The sequence below is a fragment of the Burkholderia arboris genome (assembly GCF_038723655.1).
GTDB classification, from domain to species: domain Bacteria; phylum Pseudomonadota; class Gammaproteobacteria; order Burkholderiales; family Burkholderiaceae; genus Burkholderia; species Burkholderia arboris.
In genome coordinates, this window is sequence record NZ_CP109821.1 from 35,232 (window position 1) to 56,875 (window position 21,644).

Genomic DNA, 21,644 nt, shown 5'->3' on the forward strand with positions numbered 1-21,644 from the left:
GCATGCCGCACTCAATGCAGATGCTTCAACTTGTCAGGATTCCGCACGACATAGATCGCGACGATCTTCCCGTCGTCGATCTCGAGCGCAGTGGTCTGCAGCTCGCCGTCCGCTTCCAGCGTGACGAACCCCGGCAGCCCGTTGATGAACCCGGCCCGCACGAGTTTCGACGCATGCGTCGCGAACAGCCCGGCCAGGTACTCGTGCACCTTCATCACCGGTTCGAAGCCGAACACCGGCTTGCCGGCCGCCGTGCGCTTGCCGCCGCCATCGGAATGCAGGCTCACGTCCTCGGCGAGCATCGCGCCGAGCGTGCGCATGTCGCCGCTGCGTGACGCCGCGAAGAACGCCTCGGCCAGTTCGATCCCGCGCTGCTTCTCGACATGAAACCGCGGCCGCGCCTCGCGCACGTGCATACGTGCCCGCGCGGCGAGCTGCCGACACGCGGCCGCATCGCGCTGGATCGTCGTGGCCACTTCGTCGAACTCGAGGCCGAACACGTCGTGCAGCAGGAACGCCGCGCGTTCGAGCGGCGAGAGCCGTTCGAGCGCGAGCAGCAGCGGCAGCGTGACGTCTTCCTGTTCATCTTCCTCGACGACCGGCTCGGGCAGCCACGGGCCGATATAGGTCTCGCGCTGATGCCGCGCGGACTTCAGCTGATCGAGGCACATGCGCATCACCATGCGGCGCAGGAACGCCTCGGGCACGCGCACCTCGGTACGGTCGACGTCCATCCAGCGGATGAACGCGTCCTGCACCATGTCCTCGGCATCCGCGACGGAACCGAGCATCCGGTATGCGACGCGGATCAGCGTGCGACGCAGCGGGTCGAAGCTCGCCGCCGCGTCGGCCCGTGCTTCGGCGCTGCCCTTGGCCGGGTCGAGGTTCGTCATCAGGCCACCATCTTCGCGGCGGCGGCCTTCGCGTCGGCCGGCTCGATCCACAGCCCGAAGCCGACGGCGAGCCGGTTCCAGCCATTGATCACGTTGATCATCAGCGTGAGTTTCACCTGTTCCTCCTGGCTGAAATGGTCGTTCAGCGCCGAGTAGGCCGCTTCGTGCGCCGCGTGGCCTTCCGACAGCCGCGTGAGCGCCTCGGTCCAGCCGAGCGCCGCGCGTTCGCGGTCGGTGTAGCAGGGCGCTTCGCGCCACGCGGCGAGCAGGTAGATGCGCTGCTCGGTCTCGCCTTGCTCGCGCGCCTCGGCGGTGTGCATGTTAATGCAGTTCGCGCACGCGTTGATCTGCGATGCGCGGATCTTGACCAGCTCGATCAGCGTCGGCTCGAGGCTCCCGGCAGCGGCGACCGACACGGTCATCCAGCTCTTCATCAGTGCGGGGGCGGCGGCAAACGGATTGAGTTTCGCAGTCATGGTTCCTTCTCCTTTCGTGTGGGTTCCGGTGATATGACGAGCGAGCCCCCCGCATGTGTGACATCGGCACAAAAAATTCTTGAAGCGCGTGTGGATGCGGATCGCAAGTGAAGGGCGGAGCGGTTCGACACCATGCCGATGACCGCGCACGACAGCGTTCATCAGACAAACTCGCGCGCCGCGCGGCTGTCATGGGCCGTCAGTAGCCACCCGCGCAGGCCGGCACGCGGCAAAGCCCGCCCGGACAGCCATCCCCGCGTCGTCACGCCTCCGACACATGCGAAACCGACACTTTCATTTTTCTTTCGATCGTGTTTCGCCGGCATCCCGATTCGCAGCATTCACATTTCTGGCCCATACTGTTCTGCACGGGCAGATGAAGTGACGCCGCATCTGCGGCCCGGCGCGCGCGCCGGCTGCCCGTCGACGCAGCAGCAGGTCGCACGTCAGCCGCGCGCATCACGCGCAAGGCTTTCCCTTTTCCGGCAACGCAACGCAGCGAATCGCGACGTGGACGGTAAACCGATGAGCCTCCTTGCATCACAGCTTCAGCGCCGTTACCAGGACGTGCGCACCCATAGCGTCGCGTTGACCGCGACGCTGTCCGCCGAAGACCAGGCCGTGCAGTCGATGCCCGACGCGAGTCCGACGAAATGGCATCTCGCGCATACGACCTGGTTCTTCGAAACCGTCGTGCTGATGCGCCGCGTGCCCGGCTACGCGCCGTTCGACGACGCGTTCCAGTTCCTCTTCAATTCCTATTACGAAGCGCTCGGCCCGCGCCATCCGCGGCCGCAGCGCGGGCTGCTCACGCGCCCGTCGCTCGACGAGGTGCATGCGTACCGGCAATACGTCGACGACGCGATGCTGCGCGCGCTGGCCGGCGCCGATGCGGCGCTGCTCGATGCGATCGCGCCCGAGGTCGTGCTCGGCCTGCACCACGAGCAGCAGCACCAGGAACTGATCGTCACCGACATGCTGCATGCGTTCTCGTGCAATCCGCTGAAGCCGGCGTTCCGGCCGCGCAACGGGATGGACGGCGACGCAATGGCCGCGGGTGACGCCGGCGCGCAGCGCTGGCTGCATCAGCCGGGCGGGCTCGTCGAGATCGGCCACGACGGCGACGCGTTCTCGTTCGACAACGAACGGCCGCGCCACACGGCACTCGTGCGGCCGTACGAGATCGCGAACCGTCTCGTGACGAATGCGGAATTCGCGGCATTCGTCGCCGACGGCGGCTATGTGCGCCCCGAGTTCTGGCTGTCGGACGGCTGGGCCACGGTGCAGCGGGAAGGGTGGCAAGGGCCCGCGTACTGGATGCCCGACGACGACGATGCGGCCGCCTCGCGCGTGCGGCGCACGTTCGGCCTGCACGGCGTCGAACCGCTCGCGCCCGATGCACCGGTGTGCCACGTGAGCTTCTACGAAGCGGCCGCGTATGCGGAATGGGCCGGCGCGCGGCTGCCGACCGAATTCGAATGGGAAACCGCGTTCCCTGCCGAAGGCATCCAGCAGATGCTCGGGCACGTATGGCAGTGGACGCGTTCGTCCTACGAGCCGTATCCGGGCTTTCGGCCGCTCGCGGGCGTCGCGGCCGAATACAACGGCAAGTTCATGGTCGGCCAGCAGGTCCTGCGCGGCAGCAGCATCGCGACGCCGCCGGGGCACGAACGGCCGACGTACCGCAATTTCTTTCCGCCGGCGGCACGCTGGCAATTCACGGGGGTGCGACTTGCGCGAGACGTCTGACCAGACGGCCACGAGCGGTGGCCAGCAACCCGCCCGCGATTCGCGGCCGAGCGCGTTCGAGCGCGACCTGATCGACGGACTGTCGCGCACGCCGCGCAGCATTTCGCCGAAATACTTCTACGATACGGCCGGCTCCGCGCTGTTCGATCGCATCTGCGAACTGCCCGAGTACTATCCGACGCGCACCGAGCTCGGCATCCTGCGCGATCGCGCGGCCGAGATCGTGCGGCGCGTCGGCCCGCATGCGGACATCGTCGAATTCGGCGCCGGCTCGCTCGAGAAGATCCGCGTGCTGCTCGACGCGTTCGCGGGCAACTATGCGAACGCGCCGGCACGCTACGTGCCGGTCGACATCTCGGCCGATTACCTGCACGGCGCGGCCGCGCGGCTGCGATCGGCCTATCCGTGGCTCGACGTCGCGCCGCTCGCGGCCGACTACACGAAGGCCGAGCAGCTGGCCGAGCTGACCGAGACGCCGAGGCGGCGGATCGGCTTCTTTCCCGGCTCGACGATCGGCAACTTCTCGCCGGAAGAAGCCGACGCGTTCCTGCGCGATGCCGCGCGGCTGCTGCGCGGCGGCGGCCTGCTGGTGGGCGCCGATCTCGTGAAGGACGAGCGCACGCTGCACGACGCGTACAACGATGCGCAGGGCGTCACCGCGCAGTTCAACCTGAACCTGCTGGTGCGTGCGAACGCGGAGCTTGGCGCGGATTTCGACGTCGATGCGTTCTCGCATTGCGCGTTCTACGATCGCGAGCGGCAGCGCATCGAAATGCATCTCGTCAGCGACATCGCGCAAACGGTGCATGTGCGCGGCCACGCATTCCGCTTCGAAGCCGGCGAGCGCATCCACACGGAGAACTCGCACAAGTTCACGATCGACGGCTTCCACGCGATCGCGCGCCGTGCTGGATTCGAGCCCGATACCGTGTGGACCGACGCGGACAACCTGTTCAGCCTGCATTGGCTGCGCAGCGTCGACGATATCCGCGCGTAACGCCTGCTGTTGCGAACCGCTCGTGCCGCACGGCGCGGGCGGTTCACTTTCCGCGCATGCCGGCGAGCCCGATCGAATCGCCCGGTTTCGTGCCGGAATTTCCTTTCTGACCGGCTCGAAGCGCCGCCGCAACGGTGTTCGAGTACGGCCTCTCCCTTGTCCCGCAAGGCTTTGCGGGCATCCGTAAACGTCCGTTACCTGTCTCGCATACCCGTTTCACCTGTGTCTGTGTCCGGTGCCTAGACTCCGAACCGTATTCACATGACGCACGACACGTGCAGGGAGTCGCGAGATGAGCAAGAAACTTATTCTCGGTGCAGTTCTCGGTGTAGCGGCGCTGGCAGCTTCGGGCGTCGCATCGGCCCACGTCGACCTGTCGGTCGGCATCGGCGTGCCGGGCGTCTACGCGGCGCCCGCACCGGTCTACGTCGCGCCGCCGCCGCCCGTCATGTACGCGCCGGTCGGCTATCGCGAAGACGGCTGGCGCGGCGATGGCTGGCGTCAGCGCGAATGGCGCGAACACGAGTGGCGCCGCCGTGAATGGCGCGAGCACGAGTGGCGCGACCGCGGCGGCTGGCGCGGCGGCCGCTGGGACTAAGCGGCCCGACTGATCACCACAAGAGGAGCGTGACAACATGATGCCCATTCGACACATCAGGCTGTGCGCCGCCGCCGCTGTCGTTGCGCTCGCAACGATCGGCAGCGCGCACGCGGCGGGCTGCATGAAGGGTGCGGTGGTCGGCGGGGTCGCCGGCCACTACGCGGGGCACCACGCGGTCGTCGGCGCGGTCGGCGGCTGTATCGTCGGCCACCACATGGCGAAGAAGCAGGCGCAGGAGCAGGCCGCGCAGCACAAGGCCGCCGTGCAGGGCATGCAGCCGGCGCAGTAAGCACTTCATCACCGGGGCGGCGCTGCGGCGCCGCCACCGCCTGCCTCGTTCCCCGTTCATGCAAGACCCGGATTGATCCGACGAATGCGCGGCGCGCGCATCGTTACGATCATTTACAACGTCGTGTGGCGCGGATTTTGCGCGTTCATAGAATGCAGTCACACGAACGCGCTCCAGGGAGCACAAGATGAAACAGCAACGAACTCTGTCCGTACTGATGGCCGCGCTATTCGCGCTCGGCTCGGTGTCCGCCTACGCGGCGGTCGGCGGCAACGGCGGCGGTCATGGCGCAGGCGGCTCGGGCGGCAACGCGGGCGGCATGTCCGGCGGCCACATGAGTGGCCAGGCGCCGAGCAGCTCGAACGGCATGCACGCGGGCGACCGCGACAAGGGCCTGTCGCGCGCGGCCGACCGCTCGGACACGATCGCCGATCGCGCCGGCGTGCAGCCGGGCCGCGGTCACACGCACGGGCATGCGCATGGCCATACCGCGCATGCGTCGACGTCCACGCATCATTCGCATCACAACGCATTCGGCCGCACGCTGTAAGCACGGCGTACGCATGCGATGAAAGGGCGCTTCGGCGCCCTTTTTTCATGGCGGAAACGCAACGCGGCTGCCGCGCGGAAACGTCGTGCCGACCCGATTTGCAACCAGCCGTAACCGCGCTGCGTTCAGGCAAGAATACGGTTAGCTTTCGCGTGGACGACAGACGAGAAATCGGCGCGTGAAGAGCGCGCCGCGACGGTGTCTGGCAGGCCCGATCAACGTTAAAAAAAGGGCGGCTCATCGCCGCCCCTTCGTCTTACCGCCCGGCGCTCGCCAGCGGCACCGCAGGCTCGAACAACGCGTCGGCCTGGCGCACGCGCACGAAGCGCGCCGCGCCGTCGCCATCGACCAGCGCACGGAAATGCGCTTCGCCGCACGCGAGCTTCGCGCGCTCGTGTTCGCTCGGCACGGGGCCGTCCGTATTCGGCGTATCGACGACGAAATACAGCCGCTCGCCGCCGTCTTGTTCCGCAAGTACGGCCCAGTCCGGATGATAGCTGCCGAGCGGCGTCTGCACGCGGAACCACGCGGGCAGCTTCGCGTACAGCTTCACGCCGTCGTGCGCTTCGAGCGCATCGGCGAATACACGCTCCGCGTCCGTCTCGCACACCACCGCTTCGTGAATCGACTTCTGCGCGTCGGGCCGCAGGTTGCGCAGGTAACCGGTCAGCGCTTCGCTCTCGAACGATTCGAGCGCATGCACGTGGCGCTCGCCGAGCTTGCGGTACGCGATGCCCGCGACCAGCGCGTGGCGCTTGCAGCGGTTGATCGCATCGGCCGCGACCGTGATGAACTGCTGCGGATTCACGCGGAAATCGTCGAGCCGGCCGCTGTCGGCCAGGATCGTCGCAAGCGAACGGCGCGTGAGCTGCGTGCGGTCCTGCAGCTCGGTGAGCAGGTCGGGCAGCGGCAGCTCGCCTTCGTCGATCAGCACGGTGCCGGCGCCGGCCACCTCGATCGCCTCGATGCCGGCCTTGCCGATGTCGATCTCGGCCTTGCGCCACTGCAGCCGCGCACGCGCGATGTCCGGCGCGTCGTGCAGCGCGGCCGTGCAGTCGCGCACGAGCTTCGCGTTGTCGAACTCGACGCGATACACGGTGCGATGGCGGATCCGGTCCCACAGCGCGCGGAACTCGTCGCCGAACACGACGGCCTTGCCCGACGCATCGCGCCGCAACGCGATCGCGCGGCGCTCGTCGGCGTTGCGCACCGCGAAGCGGCCCGACAGCTTGCGCAGCGTCGCGACGATCGGCGCGCGCAGCATCTCGAACGCATCGGGCAGCACCAGCGCGCTCTGGCGCAGCGCATCCTTCAGCCGGTCGAGCACCTTGCCTTGCGCGTCGACGTAGCCCTGCTCGTGCAGGTGATTCCACAGCACGCACGACAGCTCGATGCCGAGCGCATGCGCGGGCCCGTCGCCTTCCTGCACGGGCAGCGCCGCGAACTGGTGTTCCTCGACGATGCCGAAACGGATGCCCGTATCGGCCTCGATTTCCTTCTGCAGGTTCTCCGCGAACGACTCGTAGCGCTCGGTCGCGATCACGGTGAGCGTGTTCACGCCGGCGTCGCGCACGCGTTCGCCGTCCTGGTCGACGGCGAGGCGCAGCCCGCGGCCGAGCGTCTGGCGGCGCTCGCGCTCGGTCTGGATGTCGCGCAGCGTGCAGATCTGGAACACGTTCGGGTTGTCCCAGCCTTCCTTCAGCGCCGAGTGCGAGAAGATGAACTTCAGCGGCGTGTCGAACGACAGCAGCGCTTCCTTCTCGCGCATGATCAGGCCGTACGCACGCTCCGCGTTCTCGCGCGCCGCCGCGCTGCTTTCGCTCGTGTCGGTCCAGCCGCCCTTGCGGTCGATCGAGAAGTAGCCGTTGTGTGCGCGCCCGACTTCGAGCGCGACGTCGACGCCGTCGAACAGCGCACGGTAGGCCGGCACGCGCGCCGCGCGCGCATATTCCTCTTCGAAGATCAGCGCGTAGTCGCCCTTCACGGGCATGCCGTTCTCATCGTAGCGGCGATAGCGTTCGACCGAATCGACGAAGAACAGCGACAGCACCTTCACGCCTCGCTCCGCGAGGCGCAGCTCCTTGTCGAGATGCTCGCGGATCGTGCGGCGGATCATCTCGCGCTGCACGGCGAGCGTGTCGATGTCGCCGAACGCCTCGCCGAGCGACAGGAATGCCTCGCCCTCCGGATGGCGCAGCTCGACGTACTCGGCGCCCTTCACCGCATGCACTTCGCCGATCCGCAGCCCCGCATACAGCGCGCGCCTGGTCAGGCGTTCGAGATCGTCGCCGTCGGTGGCCGTCACGATCTGGCGCTTCACGCCGGCCGTCGTCGCGACATCCAGCTCGACGCGCGCGCTGATCGCGCCGCGCCGGTTCGACACGCCGACAAGCCGCAGGTACGGCTTGTTGTGCGCATCCTCGACGATCGCCGACGCAATCTCGATCTGCTTGACGAGCTTGCGCTCGTACGCGTCGACCGCGTCGAGCCGGTACACCATGTGGTGACGGTCGACGTGCGTGGCCGAATAGCGCAGCGTGCAGAGCGGCGCCATCGCGGCGAGCGCTTCGCGGCCGCGGCCTTCGAGGCCGCCGTCGACACTTTGCGGCTCGTCGACGATCACGATCGGCCGCGTCGCGCGGATCAGGTCGATCGGCTTCTCGCCGCCGGTCTTCTCGCTGTCCTTGTAGAGGTTGTTGATTTCCTTCTTGTTGATCGCGGCCACCGTCATCACCATGACCTGGATCGCCGCGCTCGCCGCGAAGTGGCGCACCTGGCCGAGCTTCGCGGAGTCGTACAGGAAGTAGTCGTACGGCACGCCCGCGTACAGCGCGCGGAAATGATCCTCGGTGATGGACAGCGTCTTGTGCACGCCTTCCTTGATCGCGATCGACGGCACGACGATCACGAACTTCGTGAAGCCGTAGCGGCGGTTCAGCTCGAAGATCGTGCGCAGGTACACGTAGGTCTTGCCGGTGCCGGTCTCCATCTCGACGGTGAAGTCGCGCGAGCCGGGCTGGCCGGACGGCGGCAGCCCGCCGCGCAGCTGCACGTCGGCGAGATTGCGCGCGAGCGCGTCGTCGGTCAGCGACAGCCGGTTGCCGACGCCCTGTTCCGACACCGCGAAGCCGAGCGAGCCTTGCGCGGCGGCCGTCGTGCCGGGCGCGGCGTTCGCGAGCACGCTGAAGTCGCCGCGATACGATTCCTGCCCGCGAAACAGGTCGCAGACGGCGTCGATCGCCTCGCGCTGGTAGTCGAGATCCGCTTCGAAATGCAGCCGCATCACAGGCTCCGCACGCGCTTCACGCCGTGCTGTTCGAGCAGCGCGGCGAGATTGAGCTTCGCGACGTCGTCGACGAAGCCGCTGTCGCGGAACAGGCACGTGACGTCGCGCGTGGCGCCGGTCGCGTCGAGCAGGTCGACGATGCCGTCGGCGAGCGGGCCCGCGTCGTCGCGCGCGATGCGCGCATCGAAGCACGCGACGATCGAGCGGCCGATCAGGTGCACGGTCTTGCCCGCCACCTGGTGATGCTCGACCGGCGTGCACAGGTCGAGGCCGAGCTTCAGCGTCAGCTCGGCGAGCAGGTCGTCCTCGGTGCGGCCGGTCTTCACGTGTTCGACGGACGCGAACAGCGCGTGGTCGAAATCGTCGCGGCGGGGATCCCACTCGATCACGTTGGTCGTGTCGAGCCGGTACACGCGGAAGCCGAGGTCGCCATAGCTTTCCGGATAGTCGCGCGCGACCTGCTGCGCGGTGCGGCGCAGGCGTTCCTTGGTGATTTCGGCGAGCGTCAGCGGCTTTTTCAGCTTCGCGCAGAAGTCGGCGGCCGCCAGTTGCGTCTTGTCGCGGCGATCGAGCGCTTCGGGCAACTGCACGAGGATGTAGCGGCGCGCGCCGCCGTCGGTCGCGTTCACCTGCATCACCGCGTGGCCGGTCGAGCCGGAGCCCGCGAAGCAGTCGAGCACGATGTCGTCGCCGCGCGTGCACCAGCCGATCACGGCCGCCGCGAAGTCGACCGGCTTCGGCAGGTCGAACGGGATGCCGAGCGTCTTCAGCAGCGCGTCGTCGGAGCCGGCGAACGGCAGCACCGACGGCACGTTCTCGTACATGTTCTCGTCGAGATAGTAGATCCGCTGCGGCTGCGTGCTTTCATCCGCGCCGAATTCGATCTGGCCGCGCTCGATCAGCGCCTGCATCGTCGCGGGCGGGTTGCGCCAGCCGCGCGCCGGCATCGCGCACGGCTTGCCGGTGACCGGGTGGATCAGCGGCGTGAAATATTCTTCCGGCGCCTTCTTCTTGTTCGGCCAGGCCATCGACACGAGGCGGTACACGCGGCCTTCTTCCGACAGCCGGTCGTACATCACCTCGCCGCCGGACAGGTTGGTCTGCGCCTTCATCCACGCGCGGTAGGCCTTCTGCGCGTCCTTTGCGTTGCCGCTGCGGTACACCGCGTCGTGCGCGGCGTCGAGCATGCGCTGGGCATTGCGCTTCGGGCGCTTGAGCGGCGCCTGTTCGAGCAGCGTCTCGGCGTTGCGCGCGAACAGCACCAGCGATTCGTGCTGGTACGCGACGCCGCGCGCATCGCCCTTCGGGTTGCGCTTGTCCCACACGGCCACGCCGAGCTCGTTCTCCTCGCCGAAGATCTCGCGCAGCATCAGCACGAGCGCATGCACTTCGTGCTCGTCGATGTGCACGGCGATCAGCCCTTCGTCGGACAGCAGCGCGTGCGCGAGCTTCAGGCGCGGATACATCATGTTCAGCCAGTCGGTGTGGAACCGGCCGTTCGCCTCGGTATTGGTGCTGCGCTTCACGCCGCCCTGGGTCTGCCCGGTCATCGCCAGGTAGTGGCGGATGCTGTCGCTGAAGTCGTCCGGATAGACGAAATCGCTGCCGGTGTTGTACGGCGGGTCGATGTAGACGAGCTTCACCTTGCCTGCGTAACTCTTGTGCAGCAGCTTCATCACGTCGAGGTTGTCGCCCTCGATCACGAGATGGCGCGTGTCGTCCCACGCGACGCTGTCGTCGGGGCAGGGCCGCAGCGTGCCCGTCGACGGCGTGAGCGCGGCCTGGCGCGCGCTGCGCTTGCCGTGCCAGTGGAAGCCGTAGCGCTCGTCGGCGTCGCCGACCGTGCGTTCGCCGATCAGCGCCTTCAGCACGTCGACGTCGACCGACGCGCCGTCCGGGCCTTCGGTCACGAGTTCGGGGAACAGCGCCTTCAGGCGCGCGACGTTGTCGGCGGTGAAATCCGTCGACATCGCCTGCGGGCTGGCCGCATCGAGTTTCTGCATCGTCTTTTCCATCGGAGCCCGGCCGCGCGCGCCAGGACGTCGGGCGTGCTCACGGCACCGGCGGCAATGGCCGCCCGGGCAAACCCGAAACGCTATCGAGTCGGTCGGCGCAGGTCAAGCGCGGATGTGAGCCGATCGTGCGGGCATCGGCCGCGATCGCCCGCCGGACGGGCCGCAAGCGGTTTCGGGCCGGTTGTCGCACGGTGCCGCCGGCGGCACCGGGAACAGGACGAAAAAAAGGGCACGGTCGGCATCAAGCGCCGGCGTGCCCGCATGGAGAATCCCGGATGGAGGGTGCGGCGGGGCCCGAAGGGCCCCGCTGAAGGTCAGAAGCGCGTACGGATGCCCGACGTCAGTTCGAGCTGGTTCTTCGCGCCGAACGTCGACGACACCGTGTAGCCGCCATGCAGCTTCATGTAGTCGCCGGCCAGATACACCTCGGTGCGCTTGCTCAGGTGATAGAACACCGACCCGTAGATCGTTTCCTTGAAGCCGTTGGCGACGCCGTTGGTCAGGCTGAACGCGCCGAGGTTCGCGTTCGGCGTGAAGCCGTCCGCGTTGTTCGCGGCGTTCTTGACGCGCATCTGCTGGTAGCCGAGCTCGTAGTCGAGCGCGCCCTTCGGCGCGATCTTCATCGACACCGTCCACGAATCGTCGTGGCGCTGGCCGAGCGAACCCTGGTCGCCGTTGTAGCGGAAGTAGCCCGCATTCAGGCGCACGATGCTGAACGTGTAGTTGCCGCCGACCGAGAACGTCTGGTTCGTGAAGCCGCCGTTGTTCACGTGGTTGTAGAAGCCCGACACGTTGAACGGGCCGCCGTTGTAGCCGAGCGCGACCTGGTACGCGGAGCCGGTCGCGAACTGCGTCGAGTTGCTGAACTGGTAGCCGGCGCTCGCGAAGATGCCGTTGCTGAACAGCTTCTTCCACGCGATGCCGTTGTTGTAGCGCGTGCCGGTCGGGCCGGCCGCGTAGAAGATCATCTGCTTGAAGTTGTTCGAGTTGGTCCAGCCGCCTTCCTCGGTCGACAGCTTCGCGGAGCCGTACGGGTCGCCGTAGATCGCGGCCGCGTCACGCGCGATCGTGTTCTGGAAGCCGGCCGTCAGCTTGCCGAAGCGCTCGTCCTCGACACCCACCCACGCGTCGCGGTCGAAGATCTGGCCGCTGTCTTCCATCTGGCCGTTCGCGACCACGAATTCGCTTTCGAGGCGGAAGATGATCTTCGTGCCGCCACCGATGTCTTCTGCACCGCGCAGGCCCCAGCGGCTGCCGCTGAACCACGGCTCGCCTTCGTTGCCCATGCCGATCACGTGATTGCCGTTCGCGTCGGCGTGGGTCCGGTAGGTCGGAAAGCTCAGGTCCATCAGGCCGTAGAGCTGCACGCTCGATTGCGCATGCGCCTGGGTGCCGGCACACAGGCCAGCCGCCGCGATGGAAAGGGCAAGGGTTTTTCGTTTCAAGATCGTCTCCTCCGAGCTGCCGCATTGAAATCTGGTCGTTGGCAGTACGTAATGTATGCCGACTCTTGCCGGCCACAGCGAGAGGGCCGACGCGTAGCATCGTAGAGCGTGCAATCCTTCACGACGCTTTCCCGGACGCAAGAATCGGATCGGTGAAAACACCGAACGCGCAACAATCACGGATCGGGCAGGCGTGCGAAAGCGGGCCTGGCGGGCATCCGGCTGGCCTGGGCGACCTTTCGTGCTACGAATCGACGTTCCGTGCGACGGGAACGTGCCCGTCAGTCCTGCGTGCTCTTCATGCGCAGGATGTAACCGAGCCCGCGCAGCGTGATGATTTCGGCCGTGCTGCCCGCGAGATGCTTGCGCAGCCGGTGAATGTAGATGTCGATCGCGTCGGCGCTCGGCTCGTCGTCGAGCGCGAACACGCTGTCCATCAGCCGCGCCTTCGATACCGTCTTGTTCTGCTGCAACATCAGCGTTTCGAGGATCGCATGCTCGCGGCGCCGCAGCGCCAGCACCGTTTCGCCGCAGCGGAATTCGCGCGTGCCGAATGCATAGACGAGATCGCCGCACACGAGCTGCGTCGTGCCGACACCGGCCTGCCGGCGGATCAGCGCGCGGATTCTTGCGACGAGTTCGCGCGACTCGAACGGCTTCACGACGTAGTCGTCGGCGCCCGCACCGAAGCAGTCGACCTTGTCGTCGACCGAGCCGTGCGCGGTCAGCATCAGCACCGGCACGTTATCGTTGCGGCGCCGAAGCCGGGCGAGCACCTCCTTGCCGCTGATGCCGGGCAACCGCATGTCGAGCAGCACGGCGTCGTAGCGTTCGGTCTTCAGCACGGTATCGGCGCGTTCGCCGTCGCCGACGCAGTCGACCGCGAAATCCTCGCCGCGCAGCAGGTTCACGATCCAGTGCGCGAGTTCGGCGTTGTCTTCGACCAGCAGGAGTTTCATGACGGCTTTCTCTTCAATCGTAGGCGGGCAGCCGTACGGTCACGACGATACCGCGATTGCCGGCCCCCGGCGCGAGCGACGCGCCGCCGCCATGCGCCTGCGCGATCTCGCGGACGATCGCGAGGCCCAGGCCCGAGCCTTCGGTGTCGGCCGACACGCGGTAGAACCGCTTGAACACATGCGGCCGCGCTTCGGCCGGGATGCCGGGGCCGTTGTCGACCACGTCGAGCACGATCGTGTCGCCTTCGCGCCGCGCGCAGACGGTCACGCAGCCACCCGGCTGCGTGTAGCGCACCGCGTTGTCGACGAGGTTCATCACCAGCGCGGTCAGCAGGCTGTCGCTGCCCGCGACGTCGAGCCGCTCGCCGAGATCGGCGCCGAGGTCGATGTCGCGCCGCTGCGCGAGCACGATCGTCTCCTCCAGCACGCTCGACACCACGGCCGCGAGGTCGACGCGATGGGTCAGCAGCGTCGACGGCGTCGCTTCCGCATGCGCGAGCAGCAGCAGCTTGTCGGTCACGTCGGCCATCTTGCGGCTGCTGCGCTGCATGCTGTCGAGCACCGTCGCGAGCTCCGGATCGTCGTGCCCGCGCCGCTGCGCGTACTGGATCTGCGTGTCGAGCACCGCGATCGGCGTGCGCAACTGGTGTGCGGCGTCGGCGATGAAGCGGCGCTGCGTGGCCGTGTGCGTGTTGAGCCGCGCGATGCACTGGTTGATCGCGTCGACGATCGGCCGCAGTTCGTGCTGAAGCCGCTCGGGGCGGATCGGCTCGAGTTCCATCGGCCCGCGGTCGGCGACGTCGTCCTTCAGCTTCATCAGCGGGCGCAGCTCCAGCGTCAGCCCGAGATAGACCAGCACCACCGCGAGCACCAGCATCAGCGACAGGCGCACGAGCTGCGGCCGCCAGATCGTCGCGACCATCGCGCCGTACGAGCGCGTCGTCTTCGCGACGACCACCGTGACGGTTTCGACCTGGCCCTCGTCGTACAGCTGGCGGTCGTAGGCCACCGCGCGCAGCGGCACGCTGTCGAGCGACGTGTCGTACAGCGTCGGCTCGACGCCGTGCCGCGCGGGCAGGTCGAGCGCCGGATTGCCGGCGAGCAGGCGGGCGTGGCCGTCGATCACCTTGTAGAACACCGAATCGCCCGACGGCGACTCGAAGATCTCCAGCGCGGCCGGCGGCACGTCGGCGACCGGCAGGCCGTTGCGCCATTCGATGTCCTCGCCGATCGTGCGCGCGGACGCGACGAGCGCGCTGTCCTGCACGAGCCCGGCCGTGGTCCGCGCGGTGTCGTACGACATCGCGCCCGCGATCAGCACGAATACCGCGAGCGGCAGCAGCAGCCACCACAGCAGCCGCCCGCGCAGGCTGTGCGCCATCCTGTTGCGCTCCTTCTCCGAAATGCCGAACCGCGCCGGGGTCGCCGGCGCGGTCGGGAGTGTCATGTCAGGCGTCCGCCGGCGGCGCTCAGAACGCCGCGGGCCGCCACTTCAACAGCCGCTTCTCGAGCCAGGTCAGCAGGTAGTCGGCGGCCAGCGCGACCACGGCCAGCACGATCATCGCCGCGAACACGCCGCTCGCGTTGAACGCGCCCTGGGCGGTGGAGATTAGCAGCCCGATACCCTGCTTGGAACCCAGGAATTCGCCGACCACCGCACCGACCAGCGCGAAGCCGAAGCTCACGTGCAGGCTCGCGAGAATCCAGCTCAGTGCGGACGGGATCACGACGGCCGTGGTGATCTGCCGGCGCGATGCGCCGAGGATCTGCGCATTCGCGATCAGGTAGCGGTCGGCTTCGCGCACGCCCTGGAACGCGTTGCCGAACACGACGAAGAACACCATCACGACGGCCAGCGCGATCTTCGACGCCATCCCGAGGCCGAGCGCGATCACGAAGATCGAGCCGAGCACGACGCGCGGAATCGAGTTCGCGATCTGGATGTACAGGCCGAACACGTCGGCCATCAGCTTGTTGCGGCCAAGCACGATCCCGCAAATCACGCCGGCGACCGAGCCGATCACGAAGCCGATCCCGGTTTCCTCGAGCGTGACCCACACCTGCGTGAGCAGCGGGCCCTGCGACGTGCCGTTCACGAACCAGTCCTGGATCTGGTCGAAGATCAGCGACGGCATCGAGAAGAAGAACGGATCGATCCACTTGAGCCGGGCGGCGAGTTCCCACCCGCCCAGTACGATCACCAGCACGGCGATCCGCAGCGTGACGATCAAGTTGCGCCGGCGGCGCAGCCGGCGTTGTGCGGCGCGCTCGTCGTCCTCGAGCGTTGTCGCCGGAATGGCGGTGGGGGGAAGCGTCATGTCGGTCATGCTCCTGTCCTTGCTGTCCTTGCCGTGCGGCGTATGCGTCAGCCGATCTGCACTTCTTCGCGCAGGTCGTGCCAGATGTCCTTGGAAATTTCGATGAAGCGCGCGTCGTAGCGGATCTCCGACGTGACGCGCGGGCGCGGCAAGTCGATCTCGTACACGCGCTTGAGCGTCGCGGGGCGCGCGGTCAGCACGAACACGCGGTCGGCAAGCGCGATCGCCTCTTCGAGATCGTGCGTGACGAACACGACCGAGCCCTTGTTCGCGGACCAGAGCTGCAGCAGCTCGTCCTGCATCAGCGTGCGGGTCTGCATGTCGAGCGCGGAGAACGGCTCGTCCATCAGCAGGATTTCCGGCTGGTTGATGAAGGTCTGCGCGAGCGCGACGCGCTTCCTCATCCCGCCGGACAGCTGGTGCGGGTAGTGCTTCGTGAACTTGTCGAGGCCGACCTTGCGGATCCATTCCTCGGCCTGCGCATACGCGACGTCCTTCGAGCGGCCGCGAAACAGCGGGCCCGCCGCGACGTTGTCGATCACGTTGCGCCACGGGAACACCGCGTCGGCCTGGAACACGAAGCCGATGCGCGGATCGATCCCGTCGACCGGGCGGCCCATCACGCGCACTTCGCCCGACACGGGCTTGAGCAGCCCGGTGATCAGGTTCAGCGTCGTCGACTTGCCGCAGCCGGTCGGCCCGACGATCGCGATGAATTCGCCGCGCGCGACGCTCATGCTGAAGTCGCGCAGCGCGACGGTGGCTTTGCCTTCCGGCGAAATGAAGCGGCACGACACGTTGCGAAACTCGATCGCCGGTGTGCTCGGGGAGACTGCCTGGTTCATCGCATGGATCCTGCGGGTGAAGAGGGCGTCGCATCGTGGCGACGCCGGGCCGGCCAGCCGGACCGGAACGGGGAACGCACGGCGGCGGGATCGCCGCCGCCGGCGCCGCTCGTTACTTCGCGTTCACGAAATCGTTCGTGAAGGTGCGCGCCAGGTCGATGTGCTTGCCCTTCACCGACGGGTTGAACGCCGACAGCACCTTCAGCACGGTCGCCGGACCGTCGGCCGGCATCTTCGCGTCGGCCGTGTACATCGGCAGCGACGCCTTCAGGGCGGACACGTACAGCGCCTTGTCCTTCTGGTAGTCGGCCGGCATCTTCGCGGCGATCTCCTCGGCGCTGTGCGCATGGATGAACTGCATCGTCTTCGCGAACGCATGCGCGAGCCTGGTCGCTTCCGCCTTGTGCGAATCGGCCCACGCCGACTGCACGTACAGGCTCGCGGCCGGGTAGGTGCCGCCGAGCGCGGCGCGCGTGCCGTCGACGGTGCGCATGTCGACCAGCACCTTCGCGTCGCCCATCTTCTCGAGCGCGGACACCGTCGGCTCGGTCGTCATGCCGGCATCGATGCGGCCCTGCTTGATCGCGGCGATGAAGCTCGCGTCGGCGCCGACCGGCAGCATCGTGTACTGCGTGGACGGCACGCCGTGCTGCAGCGCGAGGTATTGGGTGAGGAAGCTCGTCGACGAGCCGAGGCCCGTCACGCCGAGCGTCTTGCCCTTCGCGTCGGCCATCGACTTGAACGTCGGCGCGGCCTTGGTCGACACCATTTCGACTTCGCCCGGCACCTGGCCGAACACGGCGATCGCCTTCACGTCCTTGCCCTTGCTCTGCAGGTCGATCGTATGGTCGTAGAAGCCGACGACGCCCTGCACGGCACCCGCGAGCAGCTCGTTCTCGGCGTCGACGCCGGCCGGCTGCGACAGCAGCTCGACATCGAGCCCTTCGGCCTTGAAGTAGCCGAGTTCCTGCGTGAGCCGCGCGGGCAGGTAGATCAGCTTCGCGATCCCGCCGACCATGATCGTGATCTTGCCGCCGTCGTCGGCAAAAGCGGGGTGAGCGGCAAGCGCGCAGCTCAGGCTGGCTGCCACGGCGAGGGTGCGCAGGATGGGTCGCATCGGGTCGTCTCCGTTCGTTGTATTCGTGTGGCGCGATGCGTGCTGCATCGTCACAACGAGTATAGGGACGCGAAACCTTCCGCTACCTTTCGCGGGCCGGCGATTCCTTTAGGGGTTTTCCAGCAACGGGGGGCGAACGGGGCCGGATGCGGCTAGCGCCAGCCGATCAGCACCCGCCCCATCGTGTCGAGCCCCATGTCGAACAGGTGCGACACGAACGGCACGAGGTTCGGGATCATCAGTTGCACGAGCAACAGCCCGACGAGCATCGTGACGGGAAAGCCGATCTGGAACACGCCGATCTGCGGCGCCGCGCGGTTCAGGATGCCGAGCGCGAGGTTAGCGATCAGGAGCGCCGCCACCACCGGCAGCGCAAGCAGCAGCCCCATCTCGAACACGGTCGCGCCGAACGCGGCGAGCGTGCGCCAGCCCGGCGCGTGCAGCAGGTCGGCCGACACCGGCAGCGACTGGAACGACGCGGCGAGCGCGGCAAATACCTGCAGGTGGCCATCCACCGCGAGGAACGCGAGCATCGCGACCGCGTTCAGGAAGCGGCCCATCACGGGCGTCGCGCCGCTCGTGTGCGGATCGAAGAACGTCGCAAAACCGAGGCCCATCGACAGCCCGATGAAGTCGCCGGCCGCCTCGACGGCCGCGAACACGACCTGCATCGTGAAGCCCATCGCGGCGCCGATCAGGAACTGCGTGACGAGGATCCAGATGCCCTGCGCGGAGAACACGGTGACGTCCGGCATCGCGCCGAGCGTCGGCGCGACGACCAGCGCCATGAACGCGGCCAGGCCGATCTTCGCGCGCACGGGCACCGACGCGTGGCCGACGACGGGCGCCGTCGCGACGAGCGCGAGCATCCGCACGAACGGCCACAGGAACGCCGTGAGCCAGCCGTTGAGCTGCGCGTAGGTAACCGAGAACATTGCCGCCGGGTGCTGCGCGCGGCTCAGCCGACGCCGAGCGTCGCGACGTGCAGCAGCGTCTGCCGCAGGTAGTCGAGCATCGTCGTCAGCATCCACGGGCCGGCGATCACGAGCGTCGCGGCAACCGCGAGCAGCTTCGGGATGAACGACAGCGTCGCCTCGTTGATCTGCGTCGCGGCCTGGAACAGGCTCACGACGAGGCCGACCGCGAGCGCGACCAGCAGCAGCGGGGCCGCGAGCAGCAGGCCGACCATCATCGCCTGGTGGGCGAGGGTCATCACTTGTTCGGGCGTCATCGTGCGTGTTCCTCCGCGGCTTACGTGAAGCTCTGCGCGAGCGAGCCGATCAGCAGCTGCCAGCCGTCGACCAGCACGAACAGCATCAGCTTGAACGGCAGCGACACGGTGGACGGCGACACCATCATCATCCCCATCGACATCAGTACGCTCGCGACGACCATGTCGATGATCAGGAACGGGATGAAGACCGTGAAGCCGATCTGGAAGCCCGTCTTCAGCTCGCTCGTGACGAACGCGGGCACCAGCAGCGACAGCGGCACGTCCTCGGGGCCCTGCATCGGCGCGGCCTTCGAGATCTTCGCGAACAGCGCGAGATCGGTCTCGCGGGTCTGCTTCAGCATGAAGGTCTTGAACGGCGCGACGCCGCGCTGCACGGCCTGCTCCATCGGCATCGAGCCGTCGGAGAACGGCTTGTAGCCGTCGTTGTACGCACGGTCGAGCACCGGCGACATCACGAAGAAGGTGAGGAACATCGCGAGGCCGACGAGCACCTGGTTCGGCGGCGTCGTCGCGGTGCCGAGCGCCTGGCGCAGCAGCGACAGCACGATGATGATGCGCGTGAAGCTCGTCATCATCAGCAGCATCGCCGGCAGGAACGACAGCATCGTGAGCAGCAGCATCGTCTGCACGCTCAGCGAATAGGTGGTGCCGCCGTGCGGGCCCGGGCTCGCGTTGAACGCGGGCAGGCCGTTCGCCTGCGCATGGGCGAGCGCCGGCGCGAGGCAGAGGATCAGCACGGGCGCGACGCGCGCCGCGCGACGCAGGAATTCGTGTTTCATTGGAATGCGGGGTCGGAAAGAGGGCGCGGCGCCATGTCAGCGGTCCTTGCCGCGACCGAGGCGCTTCGCGGCTTCGCCCGCGAGCGCGTCGCGGAACCGCGAGCCGAACGTGCCGGGCAGGCTGCCGTCGGACGGGGCGCCGCCGGCGGCGGCATCGGCCGGGGCCGAGCCCGCCGTCGCGGTGGCCGCCGCCGAACCGGCCGGCAGCGTATGCAGCAGGCGCACGTTGCCCGGCGCGACGCCGAGCACGAGCCAGGTGCCGCCGATCTCGACGATCGTCGCGCTTTCCTTCGTGCCGACCGCGACGCTCGACACGACCTTCAGCGGGCCGCCGCGCCGCGCGGGCTGGAAGCCGAAGCGGCGCGCGAGCCAAGCGCATGCGAACACGAGGCCGATCACGACCGCGAGCCCGACGAGCGTTTGCAGCACTGCGCCGATGCCGAGCGACGGCGCGGCCGAACCGACCATCACGCTCGACGCGATCGCACCGGCGTGGTTCACCGCGTTCATGTCGGCGGCGCCGGCCGGCGCGCACGCGAGCGATGCGACGACGGCTGGCGCCGCCGCTGCAAGCGCGTTGCACACGCGGTGGCCGGGCTTCACGACTGTCATCGATTCAGTTTCCGGATGCGTTCGGCCGGCGTGATGATGTCGGTCAGGCGGATGCCGAACTTGTCGTTCACGACCACGACCTCGCCCTGCGCGATCAGGCAGCCGTTCACGAGCACGTCCATCGGCTCGCCGGCGAGGCCGTCGAGCTCGACGACCGACCCCTGCGCGAGCTGCAGCAGGTTGCGGATCGCGATCTTCGTGCGGCCAAGCTCCACGGTCATCTTGACCGGGATGTCGAGGATCATCTCGATATCGTTGTGCGTCGAGGTCGACGCGGCCTTCGACAGCGGCTGGAACACGCCGGCGCCCGTTGCGCCGGCCTGCACCGGCTGCTGGTTCTGCTCGGCGAGCGCGGCCGCCCAGTCGTCCATGCCCGGATCTTCCTCCGCCGCGGCCGGCGCCGCCTGCGCGTCGGCGGCCGAAGCCGCGAGGGCCGCGTCGGCCATCGCCTGGATGTCGTCGTCGGGCGTCTGGTTCAGCTCACTCATATCCACCTTCCTTCATCGTATCGCCCGCGCTGATCATCTTCTGCACGCGCAACGCATATTGACCATTGAAAATTCCGTAGCCGCACTCCATCACCGGCACGCCGTCAACCTTCGCGGTGATCGTGTCCTCGATCTCCAGCGGCAGCACGTCGCCCGCGCGCAGGTTCAGGATCTTCTCGAAGGTCGACGAGATCTCGGCGAGATTCGCGGTCAGCTCGACCTCGGCGGCCTGCACCTGCTGCGACAGCACGCGCACCCAGCGGCGGTCGACTTCGAGCGCCTCGCCCTGGATCGGCGAACTGAGCACGTCGCGGATCGGCTCGATCATCGAGTACGGCATGCAGATGTGCAGCGTGCCGCCCGTCGGCCCGAACTCGATCGAGAACTGCGTGACGATCACGATTTCGTTCGGCGTCGCGACGTTCGCGAACTGCGTGTGCATCTCCGAACGCACGAATTCGAACTGCAGCGGCCGCACGCTCTTCCATGCGGTCGCGTAGTGCTCGAACACGAGGTTCAGCAGCTTGCCGATGATCCGCTGCTCGGTGGCCGTGAAATCGCGGCCTTCGACGCGCGTGTGAAAGCGCCCGTCGCCGCCGAACAGGTTGTCGACGACGAAGAACACGAGGTTCGGGTCGAACACGAACAGCGACGTGCCGCGCAGCGGCTTCACGTGCACCAGGTTCAGGTTCGTCGGGATCGGCAGGTTGCGGGTGAACTCGCTGTACTTCTGCACCTTCACCTGGCTGACGGAGATTTCCGCCGTGCGCCGCATGAAGTTGAAGATGCCGATCCGCAGCAGGCGCGCGAAACGGTCGTTGATGATCTCGAGGCCGGGCATCCGGCCGCGGACGATCCGCTCCTGCGTCGCGATGTTGTAGGGGCGGACGCCCGATGTGTCGCGCTGCTCGTCGACTGCATCGGTTTCGCCCGTGACGCCCTTGAGGAGGGCATCGACCTCCTCCTGGGACATGAACTCCTGGTGACCCAT

Annotated in this window: 21 protein-coding genes; 5 read left to right on the plus strand and 16 right to left on the minus strand. The window is 67.6% G+C overall.

Features of this window, described 5'->3' with window-relative positions:
- Nucleotides 1-11: 11 nt before the first annotated feature.
- Both OHZ10_RS00155 and OHZ10_RS00160 read right to left on the minus strand, forming a co-directional pair.
- Complete coding sequence (locus tag OHZ10_RS00155) at nt 12-893, minus strand: sigma-70 family RNA polymerase sigma factor (protein WP_059232846.1); 882 nt, start codon at nt 891-893, stop codon at nt 12-14.
- Nucleotides 893-1,369 (minus strand): carboxymuconolactone decarboxylase family protein, encoded by a 477-nt coding sequence (locus OHZ10_RS00160; protein ID WP_174994594.1) that lies wholly within the window; start codon nt 1,367-1,369, stop codon nt 893-895. The genes OHZ10_RS00155 and OHZ10_RS00160 overlap by 1 nt, the downstream gene beginning before the upstream one ends.
- Nucleotides 1,370-1,894: 525 nt before the next feature.
- Here OHZ10_RS00160 and egtB point away from each other — a divergent pair.
- The 5 genes from egtB to OHZ10_RS00185 all read left to right on the plus strand — a co-directional run bounded on the left by egtB (nt 1,895) and on the right by OHZ10_RS00185 (nt 5,555).
- Nucleotides 1,895-3,118: an ergothioneine biosynthesis protein EgtB gene (gene egtB / locus OHZ10_RS00165; protein WP_342703302.1), complete on the plus strand. Its 1,224-nt coding sequence runs from the start codon at nt 1,895-1,897 to the stop codon at nt 3,116-3,118.
- Nucleotides 3,102-4,115 carry an L-histidine N(alpha)-methyltransferase gene (egtD, locus tag OHZ10_RS00170; RefSeq protein WP_342703304.1) on the plus strand — a complete coding sequence of 338 codons (1,014 nt, stop codon included), beginning with the start codon at nt 3,102-3,104 and terminating at the stop codon, nt 4,113-4,115. The genes egtB and egtD overlap by 17 nt, the downstream gene beginning before the upstream one ends.
- A gap of 292 nt (nt 4,116-4,407) precedes the next feature.
- Nucleotides 4,408-4,713: a hypothetical protein gene (locus OHZ10_RS00175; RefSeq protein ID WP_340623666.1), complete on the plus strand. Its 306-nt coding sequence runs from the start codon at nt 4,408-4,410 to the stop codon at nt 4,711-4,713.
- 37 nt (nt 4,714-4,750) lie between these two features.
- Nucleotides 4,751-5,005: a hypothetical protein gene (locus OHZ10_RS00180; RefSeq protein ID WP_174994591.1), complete on the plus strand. Its 255-nt coding sequence runs from the start codon at nt 4,751-4,753 to the stop codon at nt 5,003-5,005.
- Nucleotides 5,006-5,192: 187 nt separating this feature from the next.
- Nucleotides 5,193-5,555 carry a hypothetical protein gene (locus OHZ10_RS00185; RefSeq protein ID WP_342703305.1) on the plus strand — a complete coding sequence of 121 codons (363 nt, stop codon included), beginning with the start codon at nt 5,193-5,195 and terminating at the stop codon, nt 5,553-5,555.
- A 256-nt stretch (nt 5,556-5,811) separates the two neighbouring features.
- Here the strand turns inward: OHZ10_RS00185 and OHZ10_RS00190 are convergent, their stop codons facing one another.
- From OHZ10_RS00190 to fliM, 14 genes are all read right to left on the minus strand, one after another.
- Nucleotides 5,812-8,838, minus strand: coding sequence for a type III restriction-modification system endonuclease (locus OHZ10_RS00190; RefSeq protein ID WP_174994589.1), 3,027 nt, complete (start codon nt 8,836-8,838; stop codon nt 5,812-5,814).
- The gene (locus OHZ10_RS00195; RefSeq protein ID WP_174994588.1) at nt 8,838-10,856 is read right to left on the minus strand and encodes a site-specific DNA-methyltransferase; all 2,019 of its coding nucleotides are present in this window, start codon (nt 10,854-10,856) and stop codon (nt 8,838-8,840) included. The genes OHZ10_RS00190 and OHZ10_RS00195 overlap by 1 nt, the downstream gene beginning before the upstream one ends.
- Nucleotides 10,857-11,170: 314 nt before the next feature.
- Complete coding sequence (locus tag OHZ10_RS00200) at nt 11,171-12,301, minus strand: porin (protein ID WP_059232838.1); 1,131 nt, start codon at nt 12,299-12,301, stop codon at nt 11,171-11,173.
- 281 nt (nt 12,302-12,582) lie between these two features.
- On the minus strand, nt 12,583-13,260 hold the full coding sequence (locus OHZ10_RS00205; RefSeq protein ID WP_034188218.1) for a response regulator: 678 nt from the start codon (nt 13,258-13,260) through the stop codon (nt 12,583-12,585).
- Nucleotides 13,261-13,273: 13 nt separating this feature from the next.
- Nucleotides 13,274-14,641, minus strand: a complete 1,368-nt coding sequence (locus OHZ10_RS00210) for a sensor histidine kinase (RefSeq protein ID WP_340624593.1) — start codon at nt 14,639-14,641, stop codon at nt 13,274-13,276.
- Nucleotides 14,642-14,729: 88 nt separating this feature from the next.
- Nucleotides 14,730-15,587 carry an ABC transporter permease gene (locus tag OHZ10_RS00215; RefSeq protein ID WP_011350459.1) on the minus strand — a complete coding sequence of 286 codons (858 nt, stop codon included), beginning with the start codon at nt 15,585-15,587 and terminating at the stop codon, nt 14,730-14,732.
- A 38-nt stretch (nt 15,588-15,625) separates the two neighbouring features.
- Complete coding sequence (locus OHZ10_RS00220; RefSeq protein ID WP_040142661.1) at nt 15,626-16,423, minus strand: ABC transporter ATP-binding protein; 798 nt, start codon at nt 16,421-16,423, stop codon at nt 15,626-15,628.
- A gap of 112 nt (nt 16,424-16,535) precedes the next feature.
- Nucleotides 16,536-17,540, minus strand: a complete 1,005-nt coding sequence (locus OHZ10_RS00225) for an ABC transporter substrate-binding protein (protein ID WP_256085413.1) — start codon at nt 17,538-17,540, stop codon at nt 16,536-16,538.
- A 152-nt stretch (nt 17,541-17,692) separates the two neighbouring features.
- The gene (fliR, locus tag OHZ10_RS00230) at nt 17,693-18,475 is read right to left on the minus strand and encodes a flagellar biosynthetic protein FliR (RefSeq protein ID WP_174994586.1); all 783 of its coding nucleotides are present in this window, start codon (nt 18,473-18,475) and stop codon (nt 17,693-17,695) included.
- Between the two features lie 23 nt (nt 18,476-18,498).
- On the minus strand, nt 18,499-18,771 hold the full coding sequence (gene fliQ / locus OHZ10_RS00235) for a flagellar biosynthesis protein FliQ (RefSeq protein ID WP_006491272.1): 273 nt from the start codon (nt 18,769-18,771) through the stop codon (nt 18,499-18,501).
- A gap of 20 nt (nt 18,772-18,791) precedes the next feature.
- Nucleotides 18,792-19,553: a flagellar type III secretion system pore protein FliP gene (gene fliP, locus OHZ10_RS00240; RefSeq protein ID WP_059232834.1), complete on the minus strand. Its 762-nt coding sequence runs from the start codon at nt 19,551-19,553 to the stop codon at nt 18,792-18,794.
- A 36-nt stretch (nt 19,554-19,589) separates the two neighbouring features.
- On the minus strand, nt 19,590-20,165 hold the full coding sequence (gene fliO, locus OHZ10_RS00245; protein ID WP_342703310.1) for a flagellar biosynthetic protein FliO: 576 nt from the start codon (nt 20,163-20,165) through the stop codon (nt 19,590-19,592).
- Complete coding sequence (gene fliN, locus OHZ10_RS00250; protein WP_059232832.1) at nt 20,162-20,653, minus strand: flagellar motor switch protein FliN; 492 nt, start codon at nt 20,651-20,653, stop codon at nt 20,162-20,164. Before fliN ends, fliO begins: the two co-directional genes overlap by 4 nt.
- Entirely contained in the window at nt 20,646-21,644 is a 999-nt protein-coding gene (fliM, locus tag OHZ10_RS00255) for a flagellar motor switch protein FliM (protein WP_059232831.1), read from the minus strand. The genes fliN and fliM overlap by 8 nt, the downstream gene beginning before the upstream one ends.